The organism is Rhizobium subbaraonis (assembly GCF_900220975.1).
In the GTDB taxonomy this organism is placed as follows: domain Bacteria; phylum Pseudomonadota; class Alphaproteobacteria; order Rhizobiales; family Rhizobiaceae; genus Mycoplana; species Mycoplana subbaraonis.
The window spans coordinates 1-18,823 of sequence record NZ_OBQD01000030.1 but is presented as its reverse complement, the minus strand read 5'-3'; the positions used below and the strand labels follow the sequence as shown (position 1 = coordinate 18,823).

General features: G+C 64.3%; 24 protein-coding genes and 1 pseudogene. All 25 read left to right on the top strand.

The genetic code is table 11. From position 1 onward, the window contains the following. The first annotated feature begins 167 nt into the window (after positions 1-167). Entirely contained in the window at positions 168-569 is a 402-nt protein-coding gene (locus CRO48_RS28080) for a single-stranded DNA-binding protein (RefSeq protein ID WP_097143000.1), read from the top strand. A 463-nt stretch (positions 570-1,032) separates the two neighbouring features. Beyond that, on the top strand, positions 1,033-1,197 hold the full coding sequence (locus CRO48_RS32515) for a hypothetical protein (RefSeq protein WP_172965695.1): 165 nt from the start codon (positions 1,033-1,035) through the stop codon (positions 1,195-1,197). 152 nt (positions 1,198-1,349) lie between these two features. Next, positions 1,350-1,586, top strand: coding sequence for a helix-turn-helix domain-containing protein (locus CRO48_RS28075; RefSeq protein ID WP_097142999.1), 237 nt, complete (start codon positions 1,350-1,352; stop codon positions 1,584-1,586). Between the two features lie 131 nt (positions 1,587-1,717). Further along, positions 1,718-1,963: a DNA -binding domain-containing protein gene (locus CRO48_RS28070; protein WP_097142998.1), complete on the top strand. Its 246-nt coding sequence runs from the start codon at positions 1,718-1,720 to the stop codon at positions 1,961-1,963. 127 nt (positions 1,964-2,090) lie between these two features. After that, the gene (locus tag CRO48_RS33590; RefSeq protein WP_353505582.1) at positions 2,091-2,402 is read left to right on the top strand and encodes a transcriptional regulator domain-containing protein; all 312 of its coding nucleotides are present in this window, start codon (positions 2,091-2,093) and stop codon (positions 2,400-2,402) included. Next, positions 2,368-2,853 carry a DUF2285 domain-containing protein gene (locus CRO48_RS33420; protein ID WP_097142997.1) on the top strand — a complete coding sequence of 162 codons (486 nt, stop codon included), beginning with the start codon at positions 2,368-2,370 and terminating at the stop codon, positions 2,851-2,853. Before CRO48_RS33590 ends, CRO48_RS33420 begins: the two co-directional genes overlap by 35 nt. A 139-nt stretch (positions 2,854-2,992) precedes the next feature. Further along, entirely contained in the window at positions 2,993-3,274 is a 282-nt protein-coding gene (locus CRO48_RS28060) for a helix-turn-helix transcriptional regulator (RefSeq protein ID WP_097142996.1), read from the top strand. An 18-nt stretch (positions 3,275-3,292) separates the two neighbouring features. Then, complete coding sequence (locus CRO48_RS28055; RefSeq protein ID WP_097142995.1) at positions 3,293-4,468, top strand: replication initiator protein A; 1,176 nt, start codon at positions 3,293-3,295, stop codon at positions 4,466-4,468. After that, positions 4,465-5,118, top strand: coding sequence for a ParA family partition ATPase (gene parA, locus CRO48_RS28050; RefSeq protein WP_097142994.1), 654 nt, complete (start codon positions 4,465-4,467; stop codon positions 5,116-5,118). The genes CRO48_RS28055 and parA overlap by 4 nt, the downstream gene beginning before the upstream one ends. Further along, positions 5,115-5,858, top strand: coding sequence for a DNA-methyltransferase (locus CRO48_RS28045; RefSeq protein ID WP_097142993.1), 744 nt, complete (start codon positions 5,115-5,117; stop codon positions 5,856-5,858). Before parA ends, CRO48_RS28045 begins: the two co-directional genes overlap by 4 nt. Further along, the gene (locus tag CRO48_RS28040) at positions 5,855-6,106 is read left to right on the top strand and encodes a hypothetical protein (protein ID WP_097142992.1); all 252 of its coding nucleotides are present in this window, start codon (positions 5,855-5,857) and stop codon (positions 6,104-6,106) included. The genes CRO48_RS28045 and CRO48_RS28040 overlap by 4 nt, the downstream gene beginning before the upstream one ends. Next, positions 6,103-6,624 carry a DUF2840 domain-containing protein gene (locus CRO48_RS28035; protein WP_097142991.1) on the top strand — a complete coding sequence of 174 codons (522 nt, stop codon included), beginning with the start codon at positions 6,103-6,105 and terminating at the stop codon, positions 6,622-6,624. Before CRO48_RS28040 ends, CRO48_RS28035 begins: the two co-directional genes overlap by 4 nt. After that, positions 6,621-7,166, top strand: a complete 546-nt coding sequence (locus CRO48_RS28030) for a S26 family signal peptidase (RefSeq protein WP_097142990.1) — start codon at positions 6,621-6,623, stop codon at positions 7,164-7,166. Before CRO48_RS28035 ends, CRO48_RS28030 begins: the two co-directional genes overlap by 4 nt. Positions 7,167-7,213: 47 nt before the next feature. Continuing rightward, positions 7,214-7,549, top strand: a complete 336-nt coding sequence (locus CRO48_RS28025; RefSeq protein WP_097142989.1) for a DUF736 domain-containing protein — start codon at positions 7,214-7,216, stop codon at positions 7,547-7,549. Further along, positions 7,550-8,320 carry a lytic transglycosylase domain-containing protein gene (locus tag CRO48_RS28020; protein WP_097142988.1) on the top strand — a complete coding sequence of 257 codons (771 nt, stop codon included), beginning with the start codon at positions 7,550-7,552 and terminating at the stop codon, positions 8,318-8,320. It begins immediately after the preceding gene. 243 nt (positions 8,321-8,563) lie between these two features. Then, positions 8,564-10,318: a relaxase/mobilization nuclease domain-containing protein gene (locus CRO48_RS28015; protein ID WP_097142987.1), complete on the top strand. Its 1,755-nt coding sequence runs from the start codon at positions 8,564-8,566 to the stop codon at positions 10,316-10,318. Between the two features lie 28 nt (positions 10,319-10,346). Continuing rightward, positions 10,347-12,332 (top strand): conjugal transfer protein TraG, encoded by a 1,986-nt coding sequence (locus CRO48_RS28010; protein ID WP_097142986.1) that lies wholly within the window; start codon positions 10,347-10,349, stop codon positions 12,330-12,332. A 5-nt stretch (positions 12,333-12,337) separates the two neighbouring features. Continuing rightward, positions 12,338-12,802, top strand: a complete 465-nt coding sequence (locus CRO48_RS28005; protein WP_097143019.1) for a CopG family transcriptional regulator — start codon at positions 12,338-12,340, stop codon at positions 12,800-12,802. A gap of 167 nt (positions 12,803-12,969) precedes the next feature. Continuing rightward, a complete protein-coding gene (gene trbB / locus CRO48_RS28000; protein ID WP_097142985.1) occupies positions 12,970-13,971 on the top strand; it encodes a P-type conjugative transfer ATPase TrbB in 1,002 nt (333 codons plus the stop codon). A 98-nt stretch (positions 13,972-14,069) separates the two neighbouring features. Next, positions 14,070-14,357, top strand: coding sequence for a TrbC/VirB2 family protein (locus tag CRO48_RS27995; protein ID WP_235906879.1), 288 nt, complete (start codon positions 14,070-14,072; stop codon positions 14,355-14,357). Then, positions 14,357-14,638 carry a VirB3 family type IV secretion system protein gene (locus CRO48_RS27990; protein ID WP_097142984.1) on the top strand — a complete coding sequence of 94 codons (282 nt, stop codon included), beginning with the start codon at positions 14,357-14,359 and terminating at the stop codon, positions 14,636-14,638. The genes CRO48_RS27995 and CRO48_RS27990 overlap by 1 nt, the downstream gene beginning before the upstream one ends. Positions 14,639-14,649: 11 nt before the next feature. After that, on the top strand, positions 14,650-17,106 hold the full coding sequence (trbE, locus tag CRO48_RS27985) for a conjugal transfer protein TrbE (RefSeq protein WP_097142983.1): 2,457 nt from the start codon (positions 14,650-14,652) through the stop codon (positions 17,104-17,106). Continuing rightward, positions 17,103-17,855, top strand: a complete 753-nt coding sequence (gene trbJ, locus CRO48_RS27980) for a P-type conjugative transfer protein TrbJ (RefSeq protein WP_097142982.1) — start codon at positions 17,103-17,105, stop codon at positions 17,853-17,855. The genes trbE and trbJ overlap by 4 nt, the downstream gene beginning before the upstream one ends. A gap of 10 nt (positions 17,856-17,865) precedes the next feature. After that, positions 17,866-18,159 carry a putative entry exclusion protein TrbK-alt gene (gene trbK-alt / locus CRO48_RS27975; protein ID WP_097142981.1) on the top strand — a complete coding sequence of 98 codons (294 nt, stop codon included), beginning with the start codon at positions 17,866-17,868 and terminating at the stop codon, positions 18,157-18,159. Positions 18,160-18,162: 3 nt separating this feature from the next. After that, a pseudogene (trbL, locus tag CRO48_RS27970) lies at positions 18,163-18,729 on the top strand (P-type conjugative transfer protein TrbL); the annotation flags it as partial. Between the last annotated feature and the right edge of the window lie 94 nt (positions 18,730-18,823).

The window sequence follows — 18,823 nt, the reverse complement described above, 5'->3', positions numbered from 1 at the left end:
GCAACCCGCGCGGCTCCGGACCGAGTTGGCGCAAGCGCCTGCCCGCCCCACTCCGGGCCTTACGGGTCAAGCTGCCGCTTAAAAGCGTCAGTGCAGGCATCTCCCGACGGCCTTGGCCGGGTCTCGTCGGAGGGATGGTCCCTCCGAGGAGCAACGGAGATACGAAAATGCAGAACATCGTCATTCTTGCCGGCAACATCGGCCAGGCCCCCGAAACCCGCAACACTCATGGCGGCACCAGCATCACCCACTTCACCTTGGCAACATCACGCCCCCGCTATTCGGAAGGCAAGGTGGTCCGGGACAAGGACGGCTACCGGGTCCAGGACACCGAATGGCACCGTATCACCGCCTTCAACGGCCTCGGCAAGACGATCCAGCAGCATTGCGAGAAGGGCATGAAGGTTCTGGTTCGCGGCCGCATCCACTATACGAAATGGACCGATCGCGACGGCGTCGATCGCTACAGCACGGAGATCATCGCCGAGACGGTGGACTTCCTGAGCCGAGCGAGGCAGACCGAAAACGAGGACGGTCAGTTCATCGACGACAGCGACATCCCGTTCTGAGCGGTGGCCAGAGGCCCGGCGGCGCAAGCCGCCGGGTTTTCCCATGTTCGCATCATATCGTGATCGCTGTTTGCTTGCCCTGGTGTGGCCGAGCCGAGGCCTCCATCCGGCTCGGGCGAACGGGAACAGCTTGATCCGGCCCAGTCATATTCGGCGGCGGGCATCACGCAACCGTCGCCAATGGCGCAAGGATAATCGAGACCATCAGGGTGGCGCCGTCGGCAGGCTCGAACATCCGGCAATGCAGGGATTTCCGGCTCACGTCAGCGCGCACTGCCCCGCTCTTTGAGACGCAACCTTGGTTTCAATCCCGGCCTTCCACGATCAACCCATGAAGGGTCGGACTATGCGAAGCATGCCGCCGCGCGAGGCTTCGCCTCGGCGGTGATCGCGGCCGGGACCAAAACACATCGGGCGCCTGTCGAGCGGGGAATGGTCTCCGCCTCCAAACAGGAGCCGGAAAATGTCCCTTGCAGATGCCCACGCCTTCGCCTTCAGCCTCGCCGCCACCCTGATGGTCACGATCGTTGTCTTCCGCGCCGGCGACGGCACGCTCAGCGTGATGCCCGCCGCCGAATACGACGGAGAAGACGATACCATCATCAAGGAGATAGACCCGTTCGCTTGAACCGGGCGGCGTTTACCGAAACCGAATCAGTTCGCGGCCGTACGCCGGATTCGCTGAATCAAATAGGGTTTTTGCTGGAGTTTCACAGCAAGAACGACTAAAATAGTCGTAGTTTTGGAATGTGCGTAGGTCCATGTGGGAGGTGATCATGCATGATCACCGCCCGACAATCTCGGGCCGCGCGCGCGTTGCTTGGTTGGACGCAGGAGACGCTCGCCGACAAGGCCCGTGTATCATTGACCGCCCTCAAACGCCTCGAATCCGAAAGCGGCTTCGAGGTATACGAGACCACGCGCGATCAGGTTCGTCGGTCTTTCGAAGACAATGGCATCGTCTTCCTCAATTCCGATCGTGGTGTGGGAGTTATGCTTGTTCGCGAGATGCTCTAATCCTGTCCCGACTGTATGGAGGCGCCGTATTCGCGGCTTCCACCTCTGTTTTGCCATCACAAATCCGTTAACAAGCACCAATACCTTGGATAGGATTCAGTAGTGGGGATCGTGTGACCAAAAACTTGCTCATGGACCATCCGCCGGCTGACGCGGAGCTCACCGCCTACGACCGGGCGCATCTAAAGCTGTATCTGCGTCTTCTCGATGCGGATGCCGATGGCGCGGATTGGCAGGAGGTTGCCGAGTTGGTCTTGCGCCTCGATCCCAGGAAAGACGCAGAACGCGCTCATCAAATCTACGCCTCGCATCTGGCTCGGGCGAAGTGGATGGTCGAGCAGGGCTATTCCGGCCTGATACGCGCCGCCCTTCACTGACCTTCGATCCAGGTGGTGCAGAACCCGCATCACGTTACGCTACCTTCGTTGTTCCCAAAACAAAAGCAACTTGAGATCGTAACCCTTGCATTGCCCACAGTCGTAAAGCGTATGTGGAGGTCAGGGGATGCCTGAACAACATGACTGGCGGACCGACGCCGACTATGACTTTATCGATCGATTGACAACGTCCGAGCTTGCTTGGGAATTCCTTCGGCGAAACGAGGATTACCGGAAAGCCTACGAGAGCCTCGCTGCGCGCGGGCAGCTTGATAGCGATCAGGCTCGCGCCGTCGCCGAACAATGGGGGTTGTGCTTTCGCCGCCGATCCCCAGCACACAGCACTCGATCATCCTATCTTCTGGACCCCGAATGCCGACCCTGGGGCAATTCTGCTCCACAGGATGTCCCTCGCTCCAGGCGATTCCGCCGCTGCTGAGGATTTCATCCGCGCGCACCCCTTTGACCGCATCGATGCTCTCCATCTGCGAATCGACGTTGCCGGTGAACGCCTTGAAATCACCCGTATCGATGCCCCATCCGACGGTATCCTCGTCGCTGTTCTGATCCTCGATGCCGCCGCGTTGGATCGGCTTCATGCGCTGAGCCGGTTTTGCGCGATGCTGTTTCGCCGTCGTGTCCCCACAGACATACGGCTGACGTCGCAACGCCGGCGGCGTATCCGCCAGATGCTGCGCGCATACGACGCTCGCCTGGACGGTGCGACTTACCGCGAAATCGCAATCGCCATCTATGGTGATGCGCGTATCGCCGCCGAACCATGGAAAACATCCTCTCTGCGCGATGCCGTCATAGGGCTCGTCGAAGGTAGTTTCGCCATGACCAGCGGCGGCTATCTCCAATTGCTGCGTCACCGTCATCGATCCTAACTGTTTCTGGCGAGTCGGGGGGTGGGGATTTTCGTCCCCCTTTGTTTCCCATCCCCCCAAAAGGTTTCCCTCCGCCACCGTGGTCGCCGTCCGCCGCTGATCCGCAGCGGCCGCCCGTAACCCCACGGAGGCTCGCCCCATGCGACCCGATCTCGCCGTTTTGCCGCCGCGCTACCTGCGCACCAAGGAAGCCGCCGAATTCCTCAGCCTGTCCGCCCGCACCCTTGAGAAGCATCGGACCTACGGCACAGGACCGGCCTATCGCAAACTTGGCGGTCGCGTCGTCTATGCCGTGGACGATCTCGAAGCCTGGGCCGAGCGCGGCGCCGTCACCTCGACCTCCGATCCGCGCGGCCAGGTGCTGCCGGCGAAGCGCCAGACGCTCCCCGCCGTTCCGCAGCCCGGCCGCTATGCACGCTGATCGCGGCCGGTTTTTCGAATGGCGGCGCGGCATAGGTCCCTCTCGGAGCGCGGGCAGCTCGATCTGTTCCGGGCGCTCCCCGGCGACTTCGCGCCAAGAGACGCGCAGGATCTCATGGCCTATCCCTTCTTCTCCCTCTCCAAGACCCATCGCGTCGCGCCGATTGATTTCGTCGCCGGCAATGTGACGATCCGGGTCGAGGCCGTCCCCGATCACGGCATGGCGACCATCTGGGACGCTGACATCCTGATCTGGGCGGCAAGCCAGATCGTCGAAGCCCGCGACACCGGACTTCGCACCTCCAGGCTGATGGCCGCCACCCCTTACGAAATCCTCTCCTATGTCGGGCGCGGCACCAGCGCGCGCGACTATCAGCGCCTCAAGGCCGCGCTCGACCGGCTGCAGTCGACCACGGTCTCCACCTCGATCCGCCAGACGGCCGAGGGCCGCCGCCATCGCTTCTCGTGGATCAACGAGTGGCAGGAGCGCACCGACCGCAACGGCCGCCCCGAGGGCATCGAGATGATCGTGCCGGACTGGTTCTACCAGGCCGTCCTTGATGACGCGCTGGTGCTCACCATCGACCGGGCCTATTTCGATCTGACCGGCGGCCTCGACCGTTGGCTCTACCGCATCGTGCGCAAGCACGGCGGCCGCCAGCGCGACGGTTGGCGTTTCGACTTCCGCCATCTTCACCAGAAATCCGGCAGCCTGTCGCCGTTCAAGCGCTTTGCCTTCGAGCTGCGCGACATCATCCGGCGCCAACCTCTGCCCGGCTACACGCTCTTCCTCGAAGCAGAGATCGGTGGGCGGATGCTACTCGCTTTCGAGCCAGCCGCGCCCTGTGGAAAACCTGTGGACGGCCTCGTGCTATCGGGAACCCGGACTATCGTGCTATCGGGAACCGGAGGCTCGTGCTATCAGGAACCCAAACAGGGTGTAACGCACAGAAATCAAACACGAAATCGCGCCCTTAACTTAGAGTCTAACCAAGAAACTAACCTTAAAGAGCGCGCGCGCGATGTGGAAAACCTCATCCGCGACGCCGCCAGAAGCCTCAGCACAGCCGCGAAGACGAGCATTCCGGTCACGCCATCCGCGCGCCCAGCGGCTCCCGATCACGCTGACACGGCTGCATCCGTCGATCCCGAAACACCTGGACTTCCTCTCGATCCGCCGGGAGGAAGCCGATGATCGTCGCGTTCCTCAATCAGAAGGGCGGCGTCGGCAAGACCACGCTGGCGCTGAACCTCGCCGGAGAATGGGCAGCGCGCGGCAAGCGCGTCACCCTGATCGATGCCGATCCGCAGGGCTCGGCGCTCGACTGGTCACAGCAACGCAGTCGTGAGGGCCTTCCCCGCCTGTTCGGCGTCGTCGGCCTGGCGCGTGACACGCTGCATCGCGAGGCGCCCGAACTCGCCCGCGACGTCGATCATGTCGTGATCGACGGACCGCCGCGTGTCGCCGGGCTCATGCGCTCGGCGCTCCTCGCTGCCGACCTCGTGCTGATCCCGGTGCAGCCATCACCGCTCGACGGTTGGGCCTCTGCCGAGATGCTGGCGCTGCTCTCCGAGGCGCGCATCTACCGGCCGGAGCTGGCCGCGCGCTTCGTGCTCAACCGCTGCGGCGCCCGCACCGTGCTGGCGCGTGAGACGGCCGAGACGCTAGCCGATCACGATCCGCCGGTGCTTATCAACACCATCGGCCAGCGCATCGCCTTTGCGGTTGCGGCGCAGTCCGGCCGCCTCGCGTCCGAGCTCGACGACGACACGCCCGCCGCGCGCGAGATCGCGACGCTGGCCGACGAAATCGGCCGGCTGTGCGTCGGGAGGATCGCGTCATGACGATCCTCACCGTCGACTGCCGCGACCTCATGCCGGCGCGCGGCCCGTTCGACATGATCCTCGCCGATCCGCCTTACGGCGACACCTCGCTCGCCTGGGATCGCCGCGTCGCCGGCTGGATCGCGTTTGCTCGCGCGGCGCTCACGCCCGCCGGTTCGCTCTGGGCGTTCGGCTCGCTGCGCCACTTCATGGCGACCGCCGACCAGTTCGCCAATGCCGGTCTGCAGCTCGCGCAGGAGGTGGTCTGGGAGAAGCAGAACGGATCGTCGTTCCATGCCGACCGCTTCAAGCGCGTGCATGAGCTAGCCGTTCAGTTCTACCCAGCCGAGACGGCGTGGCGTGACATCTACAACGACGTCCAAACCACGCCCGATGCGATGGCGCGCACCGTGCGGCGCAAGCAGCGCCCGCCGCACACCGGCCATATCGATGCCGGCCACTATGTCAACCAGGACGGCGGGCCGCGCCTCATGCGCTCGGTCATCTACCTGCGCAATTGCCATGGCCGCGCCATCCATCCGACCGAGAAGCCGTCGGCGCTGCTGGAAATCCTGATCCGCACGAGCTGCCCGGAGGGCGGGCTTGTCAGCGACTGGTTCGCCGGATCGGGCGCGGCCGGGGAAGCCTGCCGGCTTGCCGGCCGGCGCTATCTCGGCTGCGAGATCGACGACGACATGGCGGAGAAGGCCCGCGCCCGGATCGCATCGGAGCTGCCGTTCGACGGGAGTGCCGCATCATGAGCGAGCGCCCGCTCCGCAAAGGCTTCGCTTCCCGGCCTGCCGATCCCGAACAGTGGGTCAAGGCCGCGGATGCTCCCTCGCGCAACGGTGACGCCGCCGGTTTCACTGCGCGGCTAACCATCGACGTGACGCCCGACCTGCGCGGCAGGATCAAGATCACTGCCTTCCGGCGCGGCATCACCGTCGCCGACATGCTGCGCGACCTGTTCGCGCGCGAATTCCCCCCAACTGAAGGAACCTCCTCATGACCGGCAATGCGGCTCCCCGCTTGCGCGGCGGCCCATTGCCGTCCGCAGGCTCCAGCAACGACATGACCCATGTCGAGCTGACATGGATCGAGAAGAAGGTCGAATACTGGATCAGGTTCGGCCGGGAAGCCGGCGAACTGATCCTCGATCGCCGTCGGCGCGTCATCTCTTTCCGCCCGAACAGCACCTTCGCCTTCGCCCGCTGGGCGGCCAACGACTTCGGCACCGTCATTTCCCGCATCGACATCGTGCGCGCCATCGAGCCCGGCGAACCCTACCAGACGCTACCCTTCGTGCGTCCCGGCGGCGAAATCCTGCTCAAGATCGAAGGCTGGCCCAAGGTCGAGGACGTGCTGCGGCATGTCGATGCCATCGAACGCGCCGGCATCGACGCCTGCGACGTCGCCCCCGATCACTGGCGTCATGTCGCCCAGCAGATGCAGGTCGGCGAGGCACCGCGATCCTACACGCCGGAACGCCATCAGGCATGGCTCAAACGGCGAGAGATCGAAAGATGACCCGCTTCGGCTACGTCATGGTGACGTATTTCGCGGCGATGGGCGTCGCCGTCGCTGCGTTCATCCCGACATCCACCAAGCTGATCTGGAATGCCACCGCCAGCGCGCCGATCGGCTTCTACACCATCGCGCCGGCCGACCAGCTGGAGGTGCCCGAGCTTGTCGTCGTCATGCCGCCCGAACCGCTCGCCGACTTCATGGTCGAGCGCGGTTATGTCGGCCGCGGCGTGCCGTTGCTGAAGCGCGTCCTCGGATTGCCGGGACAGCGCGTGTGCCGCAGCCGTGACCTGATCACGGTCGACGGTATCGAGATGGGCGAAGCGCTTGACCGCGATCGCCTTGGCCGTCCGCTACCCGTCTGGCACGGCTGCCGCGTCGTCGCGGAGGACGAGCTTTTCCTGATGAACTGGGAAGTCCGCGACAGTCTCGACGGCCGCTATTTCGGGCCGCTTCCGGCCTCCGCCGTGATCGGCCGGGCAATCCCTCTCTTCACCGACGAGGACGGCGAAGGCCGCTTCGTCTGGCGCGCGCCGGCGCGGTGACGGCGCGAGCTTCGCAACCTTGCCGCACAACAAAGGAGACCATGAGCATGGCCCAGATTGGACATTTCACCCGCACGCAATCGGGCTTCGAAGGGCGCTTCAGAGCGCTCGGCATCGACGAGGAAATCACCCTTATTCATGCCGAACCTTTGGATTCTGAGAATGCCCCGGCCTACCGCGTTCTGCTCGGCGACGAGGAAGGCCTCGATATCGGCGCCGGCTGGTCGCATGTCGGCGATCGCGCCGGCGAATTCGTCTCCGTCGAGATCTACAGCCCGCTGTTCGGCGGCACGCTTCGCGCAAACCTCTTCCGTGCCGGTGACGACGGTTCCGCCTGGGGCCTGCACACCAACCCGCCGTCGAAGAAGCGGAAGGAGGACTGAATGGTGGCAATCGAGCATCGTGCCCGCGTCGGACGTCTTGCGGTCGTCCGACGCCGGATACTCCCCCTTCTTCTTTCCGGCCTGACCTTCGCTGCACCCGCCGCGTGTCCGGCTCTTGCACAATCGCTGCCGGCGACCCGCGTCGCGATCGCCGATCCGCATGCCGCGCACATCGCCGAGGCGTCGCAGCGCTTCGCTATCCCGCAGGCATGGATCGTCGCGGTGAAGCGCGCCGAAAGCCACGATGACGTGCGCGCCGTGTCGCCCGCCGGTGCGCTCGGCCTCATGCAGATCATGCCCGATACCTGGGCCGAGCTGCGCGCCCGTTACCGGCTCGGCCGCGATCCGTTCGATCCCCGCGACAACATCATCGCCGGCACCGCCTATCTGCGCGAGATGCTCGATCGCTACGGCACGGTTCCGGCCATGCTTGCGGCCTACAACGCCGGACCAGCACGCTACGACGAGCATCTTGCAACCGGCCGCGCTCTGCCGGCGGAAACACGCGCTTACGTCGCCTTGCTCGCGCCCGCGCTTGATGCCGTCGCACCGTCGGACAGACCGCGCACCGCGCTCCAGCCACCGGCCGATTGGCGGGAGGCACCGCTCTTCGTGGCGCGGGCAGGCGACCGCCAGCCTTCCGATGATCGCGCCGCCGATCGTTCGCCGGGCAACCTTCATCCCTCCGTTCCGGCGCAGGACGATAGCACCGCCGGATCACAGACGGTCCCCATTTTCCTCGCTCGTCGCGAGGGGGACGGTCCGAGATGACCCTCGACCGGCCCTTTCGTATGCTGTCGGGCTCTGGCGCATCCTGGAGGGTGCGGGGGGTGGTGGCAGGAACCGCAACCGAAGGATGGCAGGATAAAAGGGCGCACCTTGCGCGTCGGTCGGGTGGTTGTTTTTGCTGGGTTTTCCGGCCTGCTGCGCACATTGCCGGGCTTGCGCACAATGTTCGCCAAGGCACCAAAACTCTGTTTCTCATAGATTTTTTGCACATTGCGGGGCTGCGCCATGGCCGATGAACGCGAGTTTCGCATCCGGCCGGGGCGCATCCGCTCGACCCGCGCGCAATCGGCGCGGCCTTTCATCGCTCAGGCGCTCGCCGCGGCGAAGAAGGCCGGCGGCGGCGTGTCGCGTTCCGGCCGTGTCGTTTCCGGCAACCGCTCGCGCTTCGGCCACGGCCAGCGCGCCAGCATCCAGGCCAATCGGCTGATTTCGTCGCGCTCGCGCGGCGCCGTCGTCAAGGCGCGCGTCGTGCGCCATTCGGTGCGCTCAGCACCGCTCGGAACCCATCTCAATTATCTCCGCCGCGAAGGCGTGACCCGCGACGGGGAGAAGGCTCGCCTGTTCGGGCCGGGCACCGAGAATGCCGATGCAGGCGCATTTGCCGAGCGGTGCCAGGATGACCGGCATCATTTCCGGTTCATCGTCTCGCCCGACGACGCCGTGGAGATGACCGATCTCAAATCCTTCACCCGCAATCTCGTCGGGCAGATGGAGAAGGATCTTGGCACCCGGCTCGACTGGGTGGCCGTCGATCACTGGAACACCGAGCATCCGCACGTCCACCTGATCGTGCGCGGTGTCCGCGACGACGGCCAGGATCTCGTCATCTCGCGTGACTATATCAAGGAAGGCATGCGCGACCGCGCGCGCGATCTCATCACCCAGGAGCTGGGACCGCGCACCGACCTCGATATCCGCCGCACCCTGGAGCGCCAGATTGAATCGGAGCGCTGGACCCAGCTCGACCGGCAGCTTGTCCGGGATGCACGAGAAACCGGTATCATCGATCTTGCGCCGCGATCCGATCGCCAGCCCGACGAGTTCCATGCCCTGAAGGTTGGACGGCTGCGCAGGCTGGAAGTCCTTGGGCTGGCCGGACAGGTCGGCCATTCGCAATGGTTCATCAAGCCCGAGGCCGAGGCGGTGCTGCGCGAACTCGGCGAGCGCGGCGACATCATCAAGCGCATGCACAAGGCGCTGACGGAGCGCGGTATCGAGCGCGGCTCGGCCAACTATGTACTGGCGGGCGAAAGCCTTGATGAGCCGATCATCGGCCGGCTGGTCGATCGCGGTCTCGACGACGAGCTGAAGGGCTCGGCCTATGCCGTCGTCGATGGCGTCGACGCTCGTACCCATCACATCAAGTTGCCCGATCTTGATGCGGCGGGCGACAGCGCTCCCGGTTCGATCGTCGAGCTACGCAAATTCGATGACGCCCGCGGTGAACGCCGCGTCGCGCTCGCCGTCCGCTCCGATCTCGACATTGAGCGGCAGGTTACGGCGTCGGGCGCCACCTGGCTCGATCGGCAGGCCGTCGCGAGGGAATCGCTGTCGCTTTCCGACGGCGGTTTCGGCGCCGAGGTGCAGCAGGCCATGGAACGGCGCGCTGACCATCTTGTCGAACAGGGACTGGCCGTGCGCCAGGGCCGCAGCGTGGTGTTCGCCCGAAGGTTGGTCGACACGCTGCGCCGCCGCGAACTGGACGCGCTTGGCGAGAAACTCGCCACCGAGACGGGCCAGCCGTTTAACCGGGCCGGCAGCGGCGAATATGTCGCCGGCACTTATCGTCAGCGCTTCGCGCTCGCCTCCGGCCGCTTTGCCATGATCGAGGTCATCAGTGGGGATGGGGGCCTCGGCTTCCAGCTCGTGCCTTGGTCGCCATCCCTCGAAAAGCAGCTCGGCAAACACGTCTCCGGTGTCGCCCGCGACGACGGCGGCATCGACTGGAGCTTTGGTCGCAAGCGGGGGCTCGGCCTCTAATCCTCAACGTCATAGAAAGGACCATCGCATGTCTGCGACCAAAATTCTCTGGGGTCAGATCCTTACCGTCCTTCTGATCGTGCTGATGACGACCTGGGGCGCGACACAGTGGACGGCCTGGCGCCTCGGTTTCCAGCCCCAGCTCGGTGATCCCTGGTTTGCGATCGCCGGCTGGCCGATCTACTATCCGCCGGCCTTTTTCTGGTGGTGGTACTTCTACGACGCCTATGCGCCGCCGATCTTTGTCGAAGGCGGCATGATCGCGGCGTCCGGCGGCTTCATCGCTATCGCCGTCGCGATCGGGATGTCGGTCTGGCGTGCGCGCGAGGCGAAAAACGTCGCCACCTATGGCTCGGCGCGCTGGGCTGAGATGGAGGAGGTGAAGGCTGCCGGGTTGCTCGGAGCCGATGGCGTTGTGCTCGGTAGGCTCGATCGAGATTATCTGCGGCATGATGGTCCCGAGCACACTCTATGCTTTGCCCCGACCAGATCGGGTAAAGGGGTGGGCTTGGTGGTGCCCTCACTCCTGACCTGGCCGGGCAGCGCGCTCGTTCACGATATCAAGGGCGAGAACTGGCAGCTCACCTCCGGTTTCCGATCTCGCCATGGCCGCGTGCTGCTGTTCGACCCGACCAATGCGAAATCCGCGGCCTACAATCCTCTGCTCGAGGTGCGGCGCGGTGAGTGGGAGGTCCGCGACGTTCAGAACATCGCCGACATTCTGGTCGATCCTGAAGGTTCGCTCGAGAAGCGAAACCACTGGGAGAAGACCAGCCATGCCCTTCTGGTCGGCGTGATCCTGCATGTCCTCTATGCCGAGAAGGATAAGACGCTCGCCGGCGTTGCGGCCTTCCTCTCCGACCCGAAGCGGCCGATCGAATCGACGCTCGCTGCCATGATGAAGACGGCACATCTCGGAGAAGCCGGTCCGCATCCGGTCATCGCCAGCGCCGCGCGCGAGCTGCTGAACAAATCCGACAATGAACGCTCCGGCGTGCTGTCCACGGCAATGTCGTTCCTGGGCCTCTATCGCGATCCGGTTGTCGCCGAGGTGACGCGCCGTTGTGACTGGCGCATCACCGACATCGTGGGCGGCAAGCGTCCGGCGACCCTCTACCTCGTCGTGCCGCCGAGCGACATCAACCGCACCAAGCCGCTCATTCGCCTGATCCTCAATCAGATCGGCCGCCGCCTGACCGAGGATCTGCAGGCGAAGACAGGACGGCATCGCCTGCTGCTGATGCTGGATGAGTTTCCGAGCCTGGGCAGGCTGGATTTCTTCGAGAGCGCTCTGGCCTTCATGGCGGGCTATGGCTTGAAGTCGTTCCTGATCGCTCAGTCGTTGAACCAGATCGAGAAGGCATACGGGCCGAACAACTCGATCCTCGACAACTGCCATGTGCGCGTGTCGTTCGCGACCAATGACGAGAGGACCGCGAAAAGGGTGAGCGACGCGCTCGGCACCGCTACCGAAATGAAGGCGATGAAGAACTATGCCGGGCATCGTCTGTCGCCCTGGCTCGGACACCTGATGGTCTCACGTTCGGAAACCGCGCGACCGCTGCTCACCCCCGGCGAAATCATGCAGCTCCCGCCGGCCGACGAGATCGTCATGGTCGCCGGAACGCCGCCAATCCGGGCGAAGAAGGCGCGCTATTACGAGGATGCGCGGTTTCAGGAGCGGATATTGCCGCCGCCCAAACTGACCCGCCCCGAAAAGCCGCGGCCGGATGACTGGAGCAACCTGCCAATTCCGGCTCGACCGGAAGCCGCCGAGACGCTTGCGAGCGCGGGAACGGAAGACGAAGACCCGACCGAATCCGAGCGCCGGCAGCAACCCGAGCTGAACCGGGTGAAGCCTGTCGAGAAGAAGGAGCCGATCGAAAACGAATTCGAGATCGATCCGCTCGACGAGATGGAGGAGGAAGCAACCCGCAACCGGCGCATGGCCCGCCTCATGCAAGGCGTAGCCCGGCAGGTCTCGCTCGATCCCAATGACGGAATGGAGCTGTGAACGCCATGACCGGCCGAAAAAAGAAGACGCAGATCTCCGTCTATCTCGAACCTGACGTCATGACGATGCTCTCGGACTATGTCGCTCGCCGGGAACAGCCGATGTCCCTGGTGGTGGAAGCGGCCGTCGCTTCCTTCCTGTCGCCGGACGACGCCGAACGGCGCGAGGCGATCCTCGCCAAACGCCTCGACCAGATCGATCGCCGCATGACCCGATTGGAACGTGATGTCGGCATTTCGGTTGAGACGCTCGCTGTCTTCGTTCGCTTCTGGCTCACGAGCACGCCGGCGCTGCCCGAGCCGGCGGCGCAGGCGGCACGCGCCAAGGCTGCTGAACGCTATGAGGCGTTCGTGACCGCGCTCGGTCGGCGGCTGGCACAGGGGCCGAAGCTCAGGCAGGAAGTCAGCGAGGACGTGGGCGACTCACCAAACGGTCAGGCTTCGGCGCGCGCGGGCATGCATGGTGAATAGCAACCGCCGTATCGAGATCAAGAAGATCGCCGACCCGCCGTTTTCCTGTATTTGCACGCTACATTACTACGACGCCAATTCCTTGTTGAATCGGCCTGATTTGCGGCTCTTTTAATCATCCCCGTCCGGGGATCGTCTGATTTTCCCCGGCCGGAAACGGGGATCGGATGGCAGTCTCTCATCGAAATTCGGAAGGCTTTGCCCGCGGTGCGCGGATGCTGCGCACCGCGCTGGGTGCTGCCATCGCCCGTCTTCTGGAAGACCCCGGCGTCGTCGAGGTGATGCTCAATCCCGATGGGCGGCTGTGGATCGACCGTCTCTCGGAAGGCATGTCCGACACCGGCGAGCGCATCTCGCCCGCGGACGGCGAACGCATCATCCGCCTGGTCGCCCATCATGTCGGCGCGGAGGTCCATGCCGGCGCTCCGCGTGTCTCGGCCGAACTGCCTGAGAGTGGCGAGCGCTTCGAGGGTCTCCTGCCTCCGATCGTCACAGGCCCGGCCTTCGCTATCCGCAAACCGGCAGTCTCGGTGTTCACCCTCGACGACTATGTTGCGGCAGGAACCATGACCGCCGATCAGGCGGCATTCCTGCGCGAGGCTGTCGCCGCGCACACCAATATTCTTGTCGCCGGCGGTACGGGCACCGGCAAGACGACGCTGACCAACGCGCTTCTCTCGGAAGTGGCGAAGGGGCAAGACCGGCTCCTCATCATCGAGGATACCCGCGAACTTCAAAGCCGGTCCGAGAACAAGGTGCCGATGCGCACCAAGGACTTCATCGCCAATCTCACGGATCTGGCGCGCTCGGCCATGCGCTTTCGTCCCGACCGTATCATCGTCGGCGAGGTGCGCGGTCCCGAAGCCCTCGACCTCCTGAAACTCTGGGGCACCGGCCATCCCGGCGGGATCGGCACCATTCACGCCGGCACCAGCCTCGGCGCGCTTCGCCGCCTCGAACAGCTCATCCAGGAAGCCGTCGTCACTGTCCCCAAGGCGCTGATCGCCGAAACCATCGGCATGGTGGCGGTTCTCTCCGGACGCGGTTCCGCGCGACGGCTCTCGGAACTCGCCCGCGTCGAAGGTCTCGGACCTAACGGCGATTACGGCGTCGCTCCCGCTCATCTTTCCTCCGACCGCCAACCGCTCCCGAAAGGAGAAACGTCATGACTTTCCATGTTCCGCCGATTCTGTCCGCTCTGCCGCGGCAGGCGAACACATCCACCCCGCCGATCCTGCGCGGCATCCGCCGCCACCTTTTGGGTTCGATGGCGCTCGCCACGATCATGATGATGGCGGCTGTGCCGGCTCACGCGTCCGGTTCCTCTATGCCGTGGGAAGCGCCGCTTCAGTCGATCCTCGAATCCATCGAGGGGCCGGTTGCCAAGATCGTCGCTGTCATCATCATCATCGCTACCGGCCTGGCGCTGGCCTTCGGTGACACCAGCGGCGGCTTCCGCCGCTTGATCCAGATCGTCTTCGGCCTGTCGATCGCCTTTGCCGCCAGCTCCTTCTTCCTCAGCTTCTTCTCGTTTGGCGGCGGAGCCTTGGTGTAATGGCCGCCGTCCTCGAACATTTCGACGCGGTGCCGGGATTCTCTGTCCCGGTCCATCGCGCCTTGACCGAGCACATCCTGCTCGGCGGCGCGCCGAGAAGCATTGCCATCATGAACGGCACCTTGGCCGGGGCCGTGGGTCTCGGCTTGCGTCTCTGGCTGGTCGGCCTCGCCATCTGGGCCGTCGGGCATTTCGCGGCAGTCTGGGCGGCGAAACGCGACCCGCTGTTCGTCGAGGTTGGTCGCCGTCACCTGCGCATCCCCGGTCATCTTGCGGTTTGAGGAGTGCGGCCATGCTGAACCTTTCCGAATATCGCCGCACCGCCAGCCGGCTTGCGGATTTCCTGCCCTGGGCTGCGCTCGTCGGCGAGGGTGTCGTTCTGAACAAGGACGGATCGTTGCAACGGACCGCCCGGTTTCGTGGCCCCGATCTGGAATCGTCCGTCGCAGCCGAACTTGTCGCCGTCGCCGCGCGGCTGAACAATGCCTTCCGGCGTCTCGGCTCCGGCTGGGCGATCTTCGTCGAGGCGCAGCGTCATGAGGCTGCGACCTATCCCGACAGCCGCTTTCCCGATCCGGCATCCGCATTGCTGGACGCCGAGCGCAAGGCCGATTTCGAGGAACAGGGCAGCCATTTCATTTCAGGTTACTTCCTGACCTTCTCCTATCTTTCGCCTGCTGAAGATGCCGCGCGTGCCGAGACCTGGCTCTACGAGGGACGCGAACGCTCCGGCGTCGATCCGAACGAGGTCCTGCGCGGCTTTATCGATCGCACCGACCGCGTGCTGGGGCTCCTCGACGGCTTTATGCCGGAATGCGACTGGCTCGATGACAGCGAGACGCTGACCTACCTGCACTCGACCATCTCGACCAACCGGCATCGCGTCCGTGTGCCCGAGACGCCGATGTATCTCGATGCGCTGCTGGCCGATCAGCCGCTGACCGGTGGACTGGAGCCGCGTCTCGGCGACACCCATCTGCGCATCCTCACCATTGTCGGCTTCCCGACTGCGACGACACCCGGAATTCTCGACGAGCTGAACAGGCTCGCCTTTCCCTATCGCTGGTCAACGCGCGCGATCCTGCTCGACAAGACCGACGCCATCCGGCTGCTCACCCGCATCCGCCGCCAGTGGTTCGCCAAACGCAAGTCGATCGCGGCCATTCTGAAAGAGGTGATGACCAACGAGGCGTCGGTTCTCGTGGATACCGACGCCGCAAACAAGGCCGCCGACGCGGACATCGCTCTTCAGGAACTCGGCGCCGACTATGCCGGCATGGCCTATGTCACGGCAACCATCTCCGTATGGGACACCGATCCCCGCCTGGCCGATGAAAAGCTTCGTCTTGTCGAAAAAGTGGTCCAGGGCCGCGACTTCACGGCGATGCCCGAAACCATCAATGCCGTCGACGCCTGGCTCGGTTCGCTGCCGGGGCATGTTTATGCCAATGTGCGCCAGCCGCCGATATCGACACTCAATCTCGCCCACATGATCCCCCTCAGTGCCGTGTGGGCGGGACCGGAACGGGATGACCATCTTGGTAGCACCCCCTTGCTTTACGGCAAGACCGAGGGAAGCACCCCGTTCCGGCTTTCCATCCATGTCGGCGACGTCGGCCACACGCTCGTCGTTGGGCCGACCGGCTCTGGCAAGAGCGTGCTGCTCGCCTGCATGGCGCTCCAGTTCCGGCGCTATGAGCAAGCCCAAGTTTTCGCATTCGATTTCGGGGGATCGATCCGGGCCGCGGCCCTTGCCATGGGCGGCGACTGGCATGATCTCGGCGGCGATCTCACCGAGGGGGACGCTTTTTCGGTCTCGCTCCAGCCGCTCGCCCGCATCCGTGACGTGCCGGAACGCGCCTGGGCGGCCGACTGGATCGTCGCCATCCTGACACGCGAGAGCATCGCGATCACGCCGGATGTCAAGGAGCACATCTGGACGGCGCTGACCTCGCTCGCCTCGGCCCCGGTCGAGGAACGGACCATCACTGGCCTGACGGTGCTGCTGCAATCGAATGACCTGAAGCAGGCGCTCAGGCCGTATTGTGTCGGCGGTCCCTATGGCCGGCTGCTCGATGCCGAAACCGAGCACCTCGGCAGTGCGTCGGTGCAGGCTTTCGAGATCGAGGGACTGGTCGGCACGGGCGCTGCTCCGGCCGTCCTGTCCTACCTGTTCCACCGCATCGGCGACCGGCTCGATGGCTCACCCACTTTGCTCATCATTGACGAGGGCTGGCTGGCGCTCGATGACGAAGCCTTTTCCGGGCAGTTGCGGGAATGGCTGAAGACCCTCAGAAAAAAGAACGCCTCGGTTATTTTCGCCACGCAGTCGCTCTCCGACATCGACAATTCGGAGATCGCGCCGGCGATCATCGAAAGCTGCCCGACGCGCCTGCTTCTTCCGAATGAGCGCGCTGTCGAACCGCAGATCACCGCGATCTATCAGCGATTTGGCTTGAACGCGCGCCAGATCGAGATCCTCGCGCGGGCCACGCCGAAAAAGGACTATTACTGCCAAAGCCGCAGGGGGAACCGCCTGTTTGACTTGGGCCTGTCCGAAGTCGGCCTGGCACTGACGGCCGCCTCCTCGAAATCCGATCAGTCCGCCATCGCCCGCATCTTCGCTGAACACGGCCGGGACGGCTTTCTCGCCGCCTGGCTGCGCCTGCGCGGCGTCGATTGGGCGGCCGACCTCATTCCCGACCTCGCCAATCTCATCCCCCAGCCCGACAAGGAGGCTCAACCATGAAGACCTGTCGTACCCGCGCGGCGCTGCTCGCCGCATCCCTCCTGACCCTTTCCGGTCCGATCTCGATCGTTCTGGCGCCGCCGGCATCCGCCGCCTGGATCGTCTACGACCCGACGAACTATTCTCAGAATCTTCTGTCCGCTGCCCGCGCCCTGGAGCAGATCAACAATCAGATCACCAGCCTGCAAAACGAAGCGCAGATGCTGATCAACCAAGCCCGCAATCTGGCAAGCCTGCCGTATTCGTCGCTCCAGCAGATCCAGCAGTCCGTTCAGCGCACGCAGCAGCTACTGTCCCAGGCGCAGAACATTGCCTTCGACGTCAGCCAGATCGATCAGGCGTTCCAGTCGAAATACGCCAATGTCTCGCTCTCGGCCACCGATGCGCAGCTCGTCTCCGATGCCAAGGAGCGCTGGCGCAACAGCATCGGCGGCCTTCAGGACGCCATGCGCGTGCAGGCTACCGTCGTCGGCAATATCGATACCAACCGCACCGAGATGTCGCAACTGGTCGGCCAGAGCCAGGGTGCGACCGGCGCGCTTCAGGCCGCACAGGCAGGCAATCAGCTTCTCGCCCTCCAGTCGCAGCAGCTCTCCGACCTGACGGCCCTGCTTGCCGCCAATGGCCGGTCCACCGCGCTCACCGAAGCCGAGCGCGCCGCCGCAGCCGAACAGGGCCGCGTCCAACGCCAGCGCTTTCTGACGCCGGGCTCCGGCTATCAGGCCGGCAGCGCCAAGATGTTCAACTGAGGACGCAGCCATGGATGGCAAGATGCTGGCCCGGCTGGCCGCTGTCGTCTTCATCGCCGTCGCGATCACCGCGACGGCGACCGAGATGCTCAGAAAGAGAGAGGCTCCCGCACCATGGACACGCCCCACACCCGCCATCGACTCGCCGGCAGATCCGCTCCGCCTCGGCCAGCGCCGGTGCCAGGAGCTTGGGCAGGCCGCCACCGGCGATGCCGAATGTTTGCGCGTCTGGTCGGAAACCCGCGACCGCTTCCTCGGCAGAATTGCGGTGCAGGCTGCTCCACAGACGATCGAAGGACGATGATTCATGGGCGGCAGCGGCGTCATCGACAATTTCCTCGGGGTCTTCACCTCCTATATCGACAGTGGCTTCGGTCTTCTCGGCGGCGAGGTCGCCTTCATCGCCACCACGTTGATCGTCATCGACGTGACGCTCGCCGCCCTGTTCTGGAGTTGGGGCGCCGACGACGACATCATCGCCCGTCTAGTGAAGAAGACCCTGTTCGTCGGGGCTTTCGCCTACATCATCGACAACTGGAACAATCTGGCGAGGATCATCTTCGAGAGCTTCGCCGGCCTCGGCCTCAAGGGATCGGGCACCGGCTTTTCGACGGCGGATCTCCTTCGCCCCGGACGGGTGGCGCAAGTCGGCCTCGACGCGGCCCGCCCGCTGCTGGAATCCATTTCCGACCTGATGGGCTGGGTCGCATTCTTCGAGAATTTCATCCAGATCGCATGCCTGCTGTTCGCTTGGGCGCTCGTCCTCTTGGCTTTCTTTATTCTGGCGATCCAGTTGTTCGTCACACTGATCGAATTCAAGCTGACCGTTCTTGCCGGATTTGTCCTCATCCCATTCGGATTGTTTGGGAAGACTGTCCGTCGTCGAATGATTTGAGACTTTTTGGGCGTGGGAAGAATGGAGTTTCCGGCTCGGTTTGCGGGTTGATTTAAGCCGCTTTGGCCTGGTG